The sequence below is a fragment of the Moorella sp. E308F genome (genome assembly GCF_006538365.1).
GTDB lineage: Bacteria > Bacillota > DSM-521 > Neomoorellales > Neomoorellaceae > Neomoorella.
Genome location: NZ_BJKN01000003.1, coordinates 186989 through 200856, shown reverse-complemented (window position 1 = coordinate 200856; position 13868 = coordinate 186989). Strand labels below are relative to the sequence as shown.

General features: G+C 57.4%; 12 protein-coding genes and 1 riboswitch. Of the genes, 5 read left to right on the top strand and 7 right to left on the bottom strand.

Translation table 11 applies throughout. From position 1 onward, the window contains the following. Positions 1-61: 61 nt before the first annotated feature. The 3 genes from lepA to larB form a co-directional block, all read right to left on the bottom strand. A complete protein-coding gene (gene lepA / locus E308F_RS13680) occupies positions 62-1867 on the bottom strand; it encodes a translation elongation factor 4 (RefSeq protein WP_141265477.1) in 1806 nt (601 codons plus the stop codon). Between the two features lie 153 nt (positions 1868-2020). Continuing rightward, positions 2021-2359 (bottom strand): phage holin family protein, encoded by a 339-nt coding sequence (locus E308F_RS13675; RefSeq protein WP_141265476.1) that lies wholly within the window; start codon positions 2357-2359, stop codon positions 2021-2023. Between the two features lie 52 nt (positions 2360-2411). Continuing rightward, a complete protein-coding gene (gene larB / locus E308F_RS13670) occupies positions 2412-3167 on the bottom strand; it encodes a nickel pincer cofactor biosynthesis protein LarB (protein WP_141265475.1) in 756 nt (251 codons plus the stop codon). 350 nt (positions 3168-3517) lie between these two features. Between larB and spoIIP the strand changes: the two genes are divergently transcribed. From spoIIP to E308F_RS13655, 3 genes are all read left to right on the top strand, one after another. Continuing rightward, complete coding sequence (spoIIP, locus tag E308F_RS13665) at positions 3518-4597, top strand: stage II sporulation protein P (RefSeq protein WP_172613409.1); 1080 nt, start codon at positions 3518-3520, stop codon at positions 4595-4597. A 52-nt stretch (positions 4598-4649) separates the two neighbouring features. Next, a complete protein-coding gene (gene rpsT, locus E308F_RS13660; RefSeq protein WP_141265474.1) occupies positions 4650-4913 on the top strand; it encodes a 30S ribosomal protein S20 in 264 nt (87 codons plus the stop codon). 154 nt (positions 4914-5067) lie between these two features. Further along, positions 5068-5271: a hypothetical protein gene (locus E308F_RS13655; RefSeq protein WP_141265473.1), complete on the top strand. Its 204-nt coding sequence runs from the start codon at positions 5068-5070 to the stop codon at positions 5269-5271. A gap of 13 nt (positions 5272-5284) precedes the next feature. Here the strand turns inward: E308F_RS13655 and holA are convergent, their stop codons facing one another. The 3 genes from holA to E308F_RS13640 form a co-directional block, all read right to left on the bottom strand. Then, positions 5285-6280 (bottom strand): DNA polymerase III subunit delta, encoded by a 996-nt coding sequence (gene holA / locus E308F_RS13650; RefSeq protein ID WP_141265472.1) that lies wholly within the window; start codon positions 6278-6280, stop codon positions 5285-5287. Between the two features lie 81 nt (positions 6281-6361). Then, positions 6362-7660: a phosphomethylpyrimidine synthase ThiC gene (thiC, locus tag E308F_RS13645; protein ID WP_141265471.1), complete on the bottom strand. Its 1299-nt coding sequence runs from the start codon at positions 7658-7660 to the stop codon at positions 6362-6364. Positions 7661-7715: 55 nt separating this feature from the next. Continuing rightward, positions 7716-7821, bottom strand: a riboswitch (TPP riboswitch). Between the two features lie 122 nt (positions 7822-7943). Further along, a complete protein-coding gene (locus E308F_RS13640) occupies positions 7944-10340 on the bottom strand; it encodes a DNA internalization-related competence protein ComEC/Rec2 (RefSeq protein WP_141265470.1) in 2397 nt (798 codons plus the stop codon). Between the two features lie 118 nt (positions 10341-10458). Here E308F_RS13640 and thiM point away from each other — a divergent pair, with 118 nt between their 5' ends. Then, positions 10459-11262, top strand: coding sequence for a hydroxyethylthiazole kinase (thiM, locus tag E308F_RS13635; protein ID WP_141265469.1), 804 nt, complete (start codon positions 10459-10461; stop codon positions 11260-11262). A 14-nt stretch (positions 11263-11276) separates the two neighbouring features. Here the strand turns inward: thiM and splB are convergent, their stop codons facing one another. Then, on the bottom strand, positions 11277-12305 hold the full coding sequence (gene splB / locus E308F_RS13630) for a spore photoproduct lyase (RefSeq protein WP_141265695.1): 1029 nt from the start codon (positions 12303-12305) through the stop codon (positions 11277-11279). A 114-nt stretch (positions 12306-12419) separates the two neighbouring features. Here splB and E308F_RS13625 point away from each other — a divergent pair, with 114 nt between their 5' ends. Then, the gene (locus E308F_RS13625) at positions 12420-13838 is read left to right on the top strand and encodes an FMN-binding glutamate synthase family protein (protein WP_141265468.1); all 1419 of its coding nucleotides are present in this window, start codon (positions 12420-12422) and stop codon (positions 13836-13838) included. Positions 13839-13868 lie beyond the last annotated feature (30 nt).

Here is a 13868-nt window from a genome sequence, read left to right as displayed (position 1 = left end):
GCCGCTCGGAGAAGCTCGCTCGCTCCAAACTAAAGCCAGTCTCAGATACTATCATCAAAGCCTACGACTTCCCTACCTTCAGCACGGCCATAAAGGCCTCCTGGGGGATGTCCACCGTGCCCACCTGTTTCATGCGCTTTTTACCTTCCTTTTGTTTCTCCAGGAGCTTGCGCTTCCGCGTCACATCACCGCCATAACACTTGGCCAGGACGTTTTTGCGCAGCGCCGGGATGGTTTCCCGGGCGATGACCCGGCTGCCGATGGCGGCCTGGATGGGCACGTCAAAGAGCTGGCGGGGTATCAGCTGGCGCAGGCGTTCCACCAGGGCGCGGCCGCGGTGGTAGGCCTGGTCCCGGTGGGTGATCACCGACAGGGCATCCACCACTTCATTATTAATAAGGATATCCATCTTTACCAGTTCCGCCGGCCGGTAGCCCTTGACTTCATAATCCAGGGAAGCGTAACCCCGCGTCCGGCTTTTAAGCTGGTCAAAGAAGTCATAGATTATTTCCGCCAGGGGCAGGTCGTACTTTAAAGCCACCCTTTTCTCCGAAAGGTAATCCATATTAAGGAAAGTGCCGCGTTTCTCCTGGCAGAGTTCCATTACCGGACCTACATATTCTTTGGGTGTCATAATGGTGGCCTCGACGTAGGGTTCTTCAATATGGTCTATCAGGTTAGGTGCCGGCAGGGCGGTGGGATTGTCAACCATCTCCACCCGCCCGTCAGTGCGCACCACCCGGTAGACTACGCTGGGCGCGGTAGTTATGAGTTCCAGGCCGTACTCCCTTTCCAACCGCTCCTGAATAATCTCCATGTGCAGGAGTCCCAGGAAACCGCAGCGAAAGCCGAATCCTAAGGCCACCGATGTTTCCGGCTCAAAACTTAGTGAGGCGTCATTTAACTGCAGCTTTTCCAGGGCGTCCCGCAGGCTGTCAAATTGTTCCGAGTCCACCGGGAACAGGCCGCAGTAAACCATGGGCATTACCCTGCGGTAGCCCGGCAGGGGCTCCCCGGCCGGCCGGGTAGCGCTGGTAATGGTGTCGCCGACGCGGGTATCCTTGACATTTTTTATACTGGCGGAAAGAAAGCCTACCTCCCCGGCGGCTAGTGCTGTAACCTGCCGCGGCGCCGGGGTGAAAATGCCCACCTCATTGACTTCAAATTCGGCCCCCGTGGCCATGAAACGGATGCGGTCGCCTTTCTGCACCCGGCCCTCGACAACCCTGATATAGGGGATAGCCCCCCGGTAGCTGTCAAAGATGGAATCAAAAATCAGCGCCTTCAGCGGCGCTTCTCTGTCGCCCCGGGGCGGGGGAATGCGCCGGACAATGGCCTCCAGGATCTCTTCCGTCCCCACCCCGGTCTTGGCCGAGGCCAGGATGGCTTCACCGGCGTCCAGGCCGATGACGTCCTCTATCTCGCGGCGTACCCGTTCCGGCTCGGCATTAGGCAGGTCGATTTTATTGATGACCGGGATAATTTCCAGGTTGTGTTCCAGGGCGAGGTAAACATTGGCCAGGGTCTGGGCCTCAATGCCCTGGGCCGCGTCAATTACGAGCAGCGCTCCTTCACAGGCAGCCAGGCTCCGGGATACTTCATAGGTAAAGTCCACGTGCCCCGGAGTGTCAATCAAGTTTAGCACATATTCCTGGCCGTCCCGGGCGCGATAATTCAGGCGGACCGCCTGGAGCTTGATGGTGATGCCTCGCTCCCGTTCCAATTCCAGAGTATCCAGGACCTGATCCACCATCTCCCGCTTGCTCAAAGCGCCGGTATACTCCAGGAGGCGGTCGGCCAGGGTAGACTTGCCGTGGTCAATATGGGCAATGATGCAGAAATTACGGATATTTTTCAGCTCCGTCACTAAACAACTTCCTCCCCCACAAAATGGAAGTCAGAAGCAGGAAGTGCCATCCTGTCATCTATACGGGAACATGAGTAACTCCACTAGAACCGGCTCTATTATAGCAGAAAGCGGGCCGGGCTAAAAGCCCGGCCCGCCCCGGCAGTCTATTTCCTAGCGCAGCTCGGTAGGAACAAAGGCATCAATTACACCGATAACTAGAGCCGCCAGTAAAGCACCCAAGATGTTCACGCTTAAGTAGGCGGGGACAATAAATTGAGCAAGATAGATTACAATTGCCGCGACGATAAAGCCGACAATGCCGCGACCATGGGGGGAAATCCGTTTGCCAAGGACGGCTTCTGCCAGCCAGCCCAGGATGGCTATAACCACAGCTGCAATCAGGGCACCGGTGAAACCTGCTACTCTAATGCCGGGAAGGATAAAACCTACCAGCATCAGTACCAGGGCCGAGACAACAAAGCGGACAACAGTACCCACCCAATTGGTCATATTTATCACCTCCTTCGGGTTCGCCTATAGCATTGCCCAAAAAGGAGGTAAATTATACTTTTTTCAGGCGGGTAATGGCCGTGGCCAGGGCGGCAGCGCCAAAACCGTTGTCAATATTAACGACGCCGATGCCGGCAGCACAGCTGTTGAGCATGGTCAGCAGGGCGGCCAGCCCGCCGAAACTCGCACCGTAACCGATGCTTGTCGGCACGGCAATTACCGGCCGGTCCACCAGGCCGGCCACAACGCTGGCCAGGGCGCCTTCCATGCCTGCCACGACAATGACCACATCAGCCCGGCGTACCAGCTCCACCCGCCCCAGCAGGCGGTGAATGCCGGCCACACCGACATCGTAAATTCTCTCAACCTCATTACCCATTACCGCCGCCGTCACCGCTGCTTCTTCAGCCACAGGCAGGTCGGCCGTCCCGGCACTTAAAACCGCCACTCTACCACCGGTAGGCTTGATCTCCCCGGCAGCAACCACGATGGTCCGGGCCAGTTCGTTAAATTCAGCCGCCGGCAGGCGGGCGGCAACCTCCTGGTATGCTTCCCTGGTAGTCCTGGTTACCAGGACCGTTGAGCCGGCGGCCGCCAGGCGGGAGGCAATGGCCGCCACATGTTCCTTTGTTTTTCCCTGGCCGAAAATAACCTCCGGAAAGCCGTTCCTTAAGGCACGGTGATGATCGACCTTGGCAAAGCCCAGGTCTTCTTCCTTTAAAGTTTTTAAATGCCCCATAACCGTGTCCAGGTCAACCTGTCCGGCTTTATAGGCCTGCAAAAGATCCTTGAGTTGGGCCTCAGTCACTGCTCAGCCTCCTCCGGAAATAACTCTATCGCAGGCTGGCATTGTCACGCTCGCTCCATGGCCCTTGTGGAGCGGCCTACGGCTCAGCCTCGGGCTCGGGCGGGGTTCCCGGCCTATTCGGCGTCCTTGCCTTTAGAATCCGGCCTCGGACATCCTGTCCTCGGCCCCGCCCTCGCTCCTCAGCTTCGCCTGGGCCGCTTCGCCACTCGGGCCAAGTCGCTCGCTTCCGACAAATGCCAGCCAGGCATTTTTCATTCCCTCGCTGGTGGCAGCGTACCGCCATGAGGGGCTCCTAAACATTGCCCCTCGTGGTCCCTCCCCAGGTCTAAATTATCCCGCGGAGGAATAAAATGGCTACCAGCAAGGGGGCGGAAAGGTTGCGGATTCACGTTATTACCCGCTGGCAGGCCAGACTCTTTCTATCCCGCCTGGTAAAAGTTCTCGTGGCAGTGGTGGTTATTTTTTCCCTGGCTACCGGTACCTGGCGTTTGATTAAAGCCGGCCGCCAGCTATCCCTGGGAGTACCCGGTTATTCTGCCTGGTTACCACTGCCCCTGCTGGAAGGCATTTTAAGCGAGGGCCTGCCGACCCTTGCTTTACGCGCGGCCAGCAGCCCGCAGGATAATTCCAGTGAAGCCCTGGCGGCTGCCGTCCAGGTCCTGGCCTCACCCCTGGTAGTTTTCCCCGGTAGCGCTGAATCAACACGCCTCTTAACCACCGAAGAAGAGTATGTATTACCCCAGCCCCTGCCGGAGGAAAGTGTACCGCCAGCGCCATCAGAAATGGAGCTCCCCAGCGCCGGAAACCCCCTGGTAGCTATATACAACACCCACAATGCGGAATCCTACCAGCCGAGTGAGGGACAGGCTAAATTTCCCGGGAAAAACGGCGGCGTCAGCCAGGTGGCGGCGGTCCTGGCCGAAGCTTTAAGTAAAGACTACGGTGTCCCGGTAGTACGTTCAACTACCATCCACGATTATCCCGACTTCACCAGGTCCTATGCCAATTCCGAAAAAACCCTGAAAAGAATGCTGGCGGAAAACCCTTCCGTCCTGGTAGCCCTGGATATCCACCGCAACGCCGGCCTGCCGGCACCACCGGTAGTGGAAATCAACAACCAGAAAGTCGCCCAGGTGCTCATTATCGTAGGCAGCAATGCCCGCCTGGAACACCCCAACTGGCGCCAGAATGAAGCCTTTGCCCAGCGGGTGGCGAAAAAAATGGACGAATTTTATCCCGGTTTATGCCTGGGTGTCCGGGTCCAGGAAGGACGCTACAACCAGCACCTCCTGCCCCGTGCCCTGCTCTTCGAAATCGGCAGCGATAATAATACCCTGGAAGAAGCTGAACGTTCCGCCCGCCTGGTCGCCAGGGTTCTGGCCGCAGTTATCGAAGAGCTACGGCGGGAAAACCCGGCTCAATCTGGTTAAATATTGCTTTTACCAGGTTGCCATGATAAAATAAGGCGGGAGGTGAGCTGGGATGCCCAACATTAAGTCGGCCATCAAACGCGTAGAGCTGACCCGCATTCGTACCGAACGCAACAAGGCCGTCAAATCCCGCGTGAAAACGGCCATCAAAAAATTCCGGGCCTCCCTGGAACAGGGAGATAGTACCGCTGCTGAAAAACTGCGCCAGGCCATTCGCACCATCGACAAAGCCGTTACCAAAGGCGTTCTCCACCCTAACACTGCCGCCCGGAAAAAATCAAGACTACAGCGCCTGTTTAACAAAACATCTGCTTAATCCTACGGCTTAATTTGAGCAGCATAACCCCCGCCTATACAGGGGGTTTTTAATTTGACAGCATAAGGGAATGGTCCCAGTTGCAGGCCGGTATTTTCCCCCCTTCAACATGCCATAATAAAAACAGGCTTTAAGAAGGGAGGGACTTTAATTTATGCCGGAAAAACCTGGTGCCGCCAAAGAGCGCCCGGAAAAAGAAGCCACCCGGAAGGGCCTTGCTACCGAAGGTACCCGCGGTACCGCCTATGAATTTGGTACCGAAATTGCGACCCCCGGTACTAATACACCCGGTACTGCCAGGGGTACTGCCGGAGCAGTCCGGGGAAGGGACCAGAAGCGACCCGCTGGTGAAGAGTAAAGCTGGGGGAGCATTAATGCTCCCCTTTAATAATAGTCCAGATGGCTTTTTCCAGCAGGGAACCGGCTCCGCCCTGCCCGGTTTTGATTCCGGTATCTACCTTTAATAATTCCTCCAGGGCCCGCGCGGCAGCAGACAGGGAAAAATTGCGGGCCTGGGCAGCAACTTTCTGCACGACAAAGGGCCTTACTCCCAGCCTGGCGGCCAGCGCGCGTTTATCCGCCGCCAGGTGATACTGGTAAATTAGCCGCAGCTGCCGGGCCAGCATAGCCAGGATACCTAACGGGGCTTCGCCTTTTTCCAGCAGTCGGCGCAGGGAGCTGATGGCCAGGGCGGCATTGCGGTTCCCCAGGGCGTCTACTAACTGGAAAATTGTGGTTTGCGCAGCCGCGGCCGGCACCAGGACCTCAACATCTGCCGGTGTAATGGTACCCGGCTGCCCGGTAAAGGTCATTACTTTATATAATTCATTCATGGCCAGGCGCAGGTCTCCCCCGCTGGCCTGGACCAGGGCCCGGGCTGCCGCCGGAGGTAATATATAACCCTCCTCGCGGGCCTCACGCTGCAGCCATTTTTCCAAGTCCGCCGCCTTAAGGGGTAAAAATTCTACCACCCGGCCGGTCTGCTGGATTAGCCTGACAAGCTTTAAGCGTTTGTCAATACTACCATTAACTGCCAGGATCAGGCAGGTTGTCGGAGCCGGGTTTTCCAGATAGGCCAAGAGTTCTCCCGCCCCGGCCTGCAATATTTCCGGGGCTGGATCTTTTACTACCACCAGCCGTCTGGGCGCCAGGGCCGGCAGGGTAGCGGCCACGAGGACTATCGTTCCGGCTGTCAGCTCCCGGCCGTCCAATTCCTGGTAATCAAAGGCCGCTACTTCCCCCGGGACCAGTTTTTCCTGGAGGGTTTTTAAAGCCCGTTCCAGGAGATAACTTTCGTTACCATAAAAGAGATATACCGGGGCTATCTTACCTTGTTCCAGTTCCCTGTCCAGTTCCTGCCAGTCCAAATGATAAGTCCTCCCTGGCACGAGTCCCTATGGGGGAACCTTTGCTAGGGGCGCTGGCCCCCAAAAGGTTCTCCCTTCATTTTAGCACTTTTCTACCGGCTTGCCCAGGTACTCCCCCACCAGGCGCATGGCACAAAAATCGCCGCACATAGAACAGGTAACGGCGGCAGCTTCGTTGCGGTTCTGGCGGTACTGCCGCGCCTTTTTGGGGTCAATGGCTAGCTCCAGCTGGCGCTCCCAATCCAGGGCTTTTCGGGCGCGGGCCATCTCCCGGTCCCATTCCCAGGCCCCGGAAATACCCTTGACCAGGTCGGCAGCATGACCGGCAATACGGGCGGCAATTACCCCTTCCCGCACGTCAGCCAGGGTGGGGAGGCCCAGGTGCTCGGCCGGGGTAACATAACAGATGAAGTCCGCTCCCGCCGCTGCTGCCAGGGCACCGCCAATAGCCGCCGTTATATGATCGTAGCCCGGGGCGACATCGGTTACCAGGGGACCGAGGACATAAAAGGGCGCCTCATGGCACAGCCTCTTCTCCAGCAGGATGTTGGCCTGCACCTGGTTTAAGGGCACGTGTCCCGGCCCCTCGACCATGGCCTGGACGCCAGCTTCGCGGGCCCGGTCTACCAGTTCACCCAGAATAATCAATTCCTGGATCTGGGCCCGGTCAGTAGCATCGGCCAGGCAGCCGGGCCGGAGGCCGTCGCCCAGGCTCAAGGTGACATCATAACGGCGGGCGATCTCCAGCAGGCGGTCGTACTGGGCATAGAGGGGATTCTCCTCCCCATGGTGCAGCATCCACCCTGTCAGGAAAGAACCACCCCGGCTGACAATGTCAGCCAGGCGCCCCTCCCGCCGCAGGCGGTCTACTACTTCCAGGGTAACGCCGCAGTGGACGGTGATGAAGTCCACCCCGTCTTCAGCCTGCTTTTCGATTACTCTAAATAAGTCCTCGGCGGTCATCTCCACCAGGGCACCGTATTTTTCCTGGGCCTCCACCGTGGCCTGGTAGATGGGCACCGTGCCGACGGCAACCGGGGAATGGGCAATAATCTGGCGCCGGCACGCATCGATATCGCCGCCGGTGCTTAAGTCCATGACGGCATCGGCCCCGGCGTCCAGGGCTTCTCTAAGCTTTTCCAGTTCCGGCTCAATATCCGGGTAGGCCGTGGAAGTCCCCAGGTTGGCATTGACCTTGGTCCTTAAACCTTTGCCAATGCCGCAGGGTTCCAGGTTGCGGTGATTTTTATTGGCCGGGATCACCACCCGGCCGGCCGCCACCGCCGCCATCAGGTCTTCTACCCGGATGCCTTCCTTTGCCGCCACCTTTTCCATGGCCCGCGTTACCTGTCCCACCCGGGCCGCCTCTATTTGCGTCATTTGCGTTTACCCCCTTTTTAATAAAAAACACCTGCGGCAAGCAGGTGATCTTGACATACCTTTGACCCCACTTCCCTACGCTGGTATGACCCAGATCAGGTTCCAAGGGTTAGTGCACGGTTAGCACCTCTCAGCCCTCACGGGCACCCCCGGGGTGAGTATGCAGTTTTCCAGCTATTGCCTGTGCACCAGGTAAGATAGGGTGCTGCAATAAAATATTCGCCCTTAGTTAACTATTTCCTTCTGCACTCCATGGTTCTTTTTAGCAACCAGGTAAATACCGTCAGGGGATGGTGGTATCAACCTGCCAGCGTTTCCCGTCGCTCTTGATTATAATCGCCCCCTGCCTGTCGGTGCGGTAAACGGGGACGCCCTGCTCCTGCCAGTAACTTAAAATTTCCGGCGCCGGGTGGCCGAAATTATTCTTCTCGCCGACGGGAATCACCACCACCTGCGGGGCCACCTCTTTTAAAAACTCCCGTTCCAGGCCGTAGCGGCTGCCGTGGTGAGGCACTTTGAAAACGGTGCTGCGGACGTCTGCCCCGCTGGCCTTAAGATCGACCATGGCTTCGGCCTCGATATCGGCACTCAGGAGCAAGCTGAACTGCCGGTAAATTACCTTCAGCACCAGGGAGTTGTTATTGCTGTCGGAGTTGCTGCCGATGATTTCCCGGCCGGGGTGCAGGACCTGGATATTGAGAGCCGGGTCCAGGGCCAGAGTATCGCCGCGGCCGGCTTCCTGCCAGGGGACCCCCCTGGCCTGGAGTTCGGCCAGGAAGGGACGGTAGGCGTCCAGCATGGCCCCGCGGAGGGGCGGGACCACCACCAGGGACACCGGCATTTCCCGGATCACGGCCATAAGGCCGCCGATATGATCGGCATCAGGGTGGGTGCTGATCACCACGTCCAGGCGCCGTACCCCCTGACGGTGGAGAAAAGGTACCACCACCCTTTCCCCGACGTCAAAATCGCCCTGGCCGTAGGGCCGGCCGCCGCCGTCAACCAGGAGGTGCCGGCCGGCAGGGGTGGCCAGGTAAATAGCGTCCCCCTGGCCGACGTCAATAAAGGTTACCTTGAGTTCCTCCTGCCGACCCGGAGGATAAAGAAAAATCAGGAGGGTGGCCAGGGTAAGGATGGCCAGCAGGCCCAGCTCGCGGCGGTGCCACCGCCACAGAGCCTGCCAGCGGGGTTCATGGCGGCGCAGCCAGAATTCCCGCCAAAGGATTAGGGCCAGGTAATAACCGGCCACGGCCAGGGGCGAAGGTGTGGCTAGAGGTATAGTGATGCCCGGGAGGCCGGCCAGGCGTTCCAGGAAGGCCAGAAGCAGGTTTACCAGGGGTCCCAGAGCGGCAAATATCATAACTGCCGGGGCCGGGGTGATGAGGGCCAGGGTGGAGGCAGCCAGCCCCAGGGTGACAATTACCCCTACCAGGCCGGCAGTAACAAGGTTGGCCGGAAGGCTCAAAAGGGAAACAAAGTTAAAATAATAGGCCACCAGGGGCAGGGTGGATGCTTGCGCTGCCAGGGGGACCACCAGGTAAGACCGCCAGGCCGGGAGCCAGGCCAGGAGGTCATCCAGCAAAGGATAAAAATAAACAATGCCCCAGGCGGCGGCAAAGGACAGCTGGAAGCCGCTGTCATACAGGGAACGGGGGCGGAAGAGCAAGATTACCAGGGCCGCCAGGGCCAGGGCGGTGTAAAAGTCACGCCGCTCCCGGCGAAGATAGGCTATCAACCCCAGGCCGGCCATGATGCCGGCCCGGCTGACAGATGGGGTAAAGCCGGTGACGGCGGCATAAAAGATAAGCCCGGCAAGCCCCAGGAATACTGCCCAGCTGCGTTCAAGTCCCAGGAAGCCGGCGATGGCCATCAGTATAAGTAAAACAATGGCCGTGTTGGACCCGCTGACGGCAAAGAAATGAAAGACTCCCAGGTTTTTGAAGGTATCGCTGTCAGTATCTGTTAACTCGTTAACATCCCCAAAAAGGAGGGCCGCCAGGATCCCTGCCTGGCGCGGCGGCAGGGCGGCGGTGATGGCCGTTTTTACCCTGGCTTTAGCTGCCAGGGCCAGGCGCACCAGGGGATGGCCCGGCTCAGTTCCCAGCTTGATTATGGCCCGCGGGTCACTTATTACCATCCGGTTATAGATATACTGCCGCGCCAGGTAGGCGCGGTAGTCCAATTCACCGGGATTGCGGGCCGCCGGCGGGGCCGCCAGCTGGCCGTGGACGCGAAGGACATCACCGTAACGGTAAAGTACAGGTTCCCCGCCCTCTACCGGCCGGTAAAGAACAACCTGTACCTTTTCTTTTACCCTTTTATGGTAGTCTCCCTGCCTTATCTCCCGGGCCGCCAGCGTATAGACGACCCGGTTGGCGTAAACCCGGGGTTCCTCTATTACCACACCGGTCAGGTCGAGGAAGGTCTCGCGGTCGCCTGTAAGCTGGCTCTGGTGAAAATTGCTATCCCAGGTGCCGTTCAAGAGGCCCAGGGCCATAAAACCGGCCAGGAGAAATACCTGCCACTCTGCCCGCCGCGGCGGCTGCCGGAAAAGGTAAGCCAGAGCCAGGAGGATTACAGCCAGGGCAAGGGACCAGGCTGGCCCCACTGTTATTCGTGAGGCCAGGAGCAACCCGCATATATATGCCAGGGTAGCCCGGACTAAAGGTGCATCAATCATAAGGCAAATTTCGCCAGGATAGGTTAAAATTCCTGCCGGCATTTATCGTTCCATTGCTTGAACTTTATGGTATACTAAAGTTCAACAAGGTAAAAAGTTCCTTGAAAGGAAGGGTATTATGAACTGGGGAGAACAGGTGGCTTCGAGACGGCAAAGGGTATATGAACAACGGCCGTTAGTACATCATATTACCAATTTAGTTGTAACTAATCTTACGGCTAATGTTACGCTGGCGGTTGGCGCCTCGCCGGTCATGGCCTATGCCGGGGAAGAAGTAGCTGATATGGCCCGCCTGGCCCAGGCGGTAGTACTGAATATGGGAACCTTGACGGGAGAGGTAGTAGAAGCCATGCTCCTGGCGGGTAAAGCAGCCAATAAGGCCGGTATCCCTGTAATTTTCGATCCTGTAGGAGCCGGGGCAACGCCTTTCCGCACCCGGACGGCGCAAAAAATTATCAAGGAACTGCATATCGATATCCTGCGCGGCAATGCCTCGGAGATAGCCAGCATAGGTGGTTTTGGCGGGCATACAAAAGGAGTAGATGCCGCAGGGGCTCCTGCCCAGGTGGCAGACATGGTCAAGCAAGTAGCCAGGGATTTAAATACTGTGGTAGCGGTTACGGGAGCCACCGATTACATCAGTGACGGGGAACGCTTGCTGGCAGTGGACAACGGGCACCCGCTGCTGACTCTTGTTACCGGTACCGGCTGTTCTGCCACCGCGATAATCGCCGCTTTCCGGGCCGTGGAAGATGATGGTGTAACGGCCAGTACCGCGGCCCTCGCCTATTATGGGCTGGCGGCTGAAAGGGCGGCGGCAGTTAGCCAGGGGCCGGCCAGCTTCCAGGTAGCCCTCCTGGATACGCTTTATAATTTAACCGGCGCAGACCTCGCCCGGGGAGTAAAAATACGCGCCTTGTAAACTAATAATCATAGCTATATAAAGTATTCAATAGTCGCCCGGGGTAGATAGGCAGCTACTATCTCTTTAAAAAACGACTCAATCTCTGTTTTTACCTTGGCGGGGTAAACATATTTACCGTAACCGAACTGGCCGTATTTGAAAGTACGGTTCTCTTCATCGAGAGGTAATTCTGTCTTTGGAAATAAAGTTTCTATCGTGGTCTTCGCCTTTTTTGTGAAGCGATGGGTTATCAATTCCAGGGTCAGATCGTTTTGTTCTGCCAATAAAGGTTGCCGGGCAATTTCTTGAAAAAGAGCCCGGTATTGCTCTTGCCAGCCGTCCAGGTAAAAAATGGGGGCTATGATAAAACCCGGAAGGTAACCGGCCTTTACAATTTTAAGGGCTGCTGCCAGCCGCTCTGCCAGCGGCGGCGTACCATGCTCAAAACGCTTAATTATATTTGCGGCGTTAATACTAAAACGAAAGCGGGTATGACCCCGGTGGTCTAATCCCAAAAGGTTGGCTACATCGGTAAATTTGGTGACAACGCGCAAGCGTCCCAGGGGTTGATTACCCATAAATTCAATGGTACGGGCCAGGTTACCGGTATATTTTTCTACCGGAAGGGGGTCTGAAGTAGCTGCCGCTTCAAAAACCGTAACCTCTGGTTTTCTGCGCTCAATATATTCCCCGGCCAGTTCCAGAATCTCGCTCAGATTTACATAAACTCTCTGGTAAGGCCTGCGTCCAAAATGAGTAAACAGGTAACAGTACTCACACATGGCCGGGCAGCTGGTAGCCAGGGGCAACTGGTAGTGGGCCGAAGGTTTGCAGGTTTCTAAATGCCTGCTTCGTCTTACCCCCACCACCAGGGTTCGTTTGGCTTCCATGAAACTTTCTTGCACTGATCTACCCGGGACGCAGGTTACCCGGTTGTGGGATGGAGTAAAGAGTATCTCGAGCCCTTTTTGACGGAAAGCATGATATAGTTTTTTACCCAGGGGATAATTGAGGGCTGCCGGCTCAAAAACAACCCGTTTGATATCCGCGCTCGTTTTTATCACCTGCCTGGCCCTAGTCTGTCCAGTTCCAGGCGCGGTAATGAGCGGAGAATATATTTTTCGCCTTTAAGGAGATACTGATAATACATTATCCACAAGGGAACGGAGCGTCAGATGGGTAATAGAAAAGCCGGAAGTACCGATCTCTGGAAAGTGGCCCTGGGTTCGGCGGGCCTCACCTTTTTGGGGCTATGGCTTTTCAGCCGTCCCCTCCTGAACCGCCTGCACGATTCTTTTCTTAAAATCGTGATGACCGATCCGTATGAGGAAAATTTCTGGGAGTTTGTCTCGGCCGCCGCCCGTACCGGTCTCCAGAAAATTGTGGAGACCAATTTGCGCGCCCAGCAGGGGAAGCTCATCCACCGTCCTTTCGGCAGCCCCTGGCGTTCCCCCGGTACGGACGGCCTCATTTTTAACCTGGCGCAGCTGGCCAGGCTTCCTGTTGAGGAAAACGTTCCCGTTGATACAAAGGTAACCCTGGGGCCCCGGGCGGCCAGGCCCCTGAAAATAAGCATGCCCATCATCGTTTCCGGCATGGCCTACGGGCTGGCCTTAAGCGAAAAGGCCAAGATAGCCCTGGCCAGGGGGGCCAGCCTGGCCGGTACAGCCACCAATACCGGGGAAGGGCCTTTCTTGCCTTCCGAGAGAGAGGCTGCCAGACACCTCATCCTCCAGTACACCCGCGGCGGCTGGAATCATCACCCGGACATACTAAAACAGGCCGATATGATAGAGGTCCAGTTCGGCCAGGCAGCCATCGGCGGCCTGGGCCACAGCAGCAATTATGAAGAGATACCTCCCCGGGGACACCGCCTCCTGGGGCTCAAGCCCGGCCAGGCGGCTGTTACCCATGCCCGTATGCCCGGCATTAAAGATCCGCAAAAAGACCTGCCGCCCCTGGTCACCAGGTTACGCCACCTGACCGGCGGTGTCCCCATCGGCGCTAAAATCGGTGCCGGCAACGACCTGGAGCAGGACCTGGCCATCCTCCTGGAAGCAGGCGTCGACTTTATTGCCATCGATGGAGCCGGGGCGGCCAGCAAGGGCTCACCGCCCATCGTCCAGGATGACTTTGGCGTGCCCACGGTTTACGCCGTCAACCGCGCGGCCACTTTTCTAAAAAAACAGGGGGTAAAAGACAAAGTAAGCCTCATCGCCGGCGGTGGGCTGGTTACCCCGGGCGACTTTTTAAAAATCCTGGCCCTGGGGGCTGACGCCGTATATATCGGTACCATCGCCCTCTTCGCCCTCACCCACACCCAGGTCTTGAAAGCCATGCCCTGGGAACCTCCGGTCGAGGTGGTTTTTGCCCGGGGGCGCTATCAGGACCGGCTGGATGTAGACAAGGCGGCCCATAATCTGGCCAATTTTTTACGGGCGTGCAACGCCGAGATCATGGAAGGAGTGCGGGCCCTGGGCAAGAAATCCGTCCGCCAGGTCAACAAGACCGACCTGGCTGCCCTGAACCCGGTATCGGCCAGAGCCCTGGGCATTCCCCTGGCTATCCGGCCCGGAAGCAACTTCCTCTCCTGATATGTCCGGGTAGCAGTACGTCCAGCAGGG

Bases quoted from the DNA above. Each gene is read 5' to 3' on its own strand.
- E308F_RS13675 (WP_141265476.1), bottom strand. From the start codon at position 2,359: ATGACCAATTGGGTGGGTACTGTTGTCCGCTTTGTTGTCTCGGCCCTG.
- spoIIP (WP_172613409.1), top strand. From the start codon at position 3,518: ATGGCTACCAGCAAGGGGGCGGAAAGGTTGCGGATTCACGTTATTACC.
- rpsT (WP_141265474.1), top strand. From the start codon at position 4,650: ATGCCCAACATTAAGTCGGCCATCAAACGCGTAGAGCTGACCCGCATT.
- E308F_RS13655 (WP_141265473.1), top strand. From the start codon at position 5,068: ATGCCGGAAAAACCTGGTGCCGCCAAAGAGCGCCCGGAAAAAGAAGCC.
- thiC (WP_141265471.1), bottom strand. From the start codon at position 7,660: ATGACGCAAATAGAGGCGGCCCGGGTGGGACAGGTAACGCGGGCCATG.
- E308F_RS13640 (WP_141265470.1), bottom strand. From the start codon at position 10,340: ATGATTGATGCACCTTTAGTCCGGGCTACCCTGGCATATATATGCGGG.
- thiM (WP_141265469.1), top strand. From the start codon at position 10,459: ATGAACTGGGGAGAACAGGTGGCTTCGAGACGGCAAAGGGTATATGAA.
- E308F_RS13625 (WP_141265468.1), top strand. From the start codon at position 12,420: ATGGGTAATAGAAAAGCCGGAAGTACCGATCTCTGGAAAGTGGCCCTG.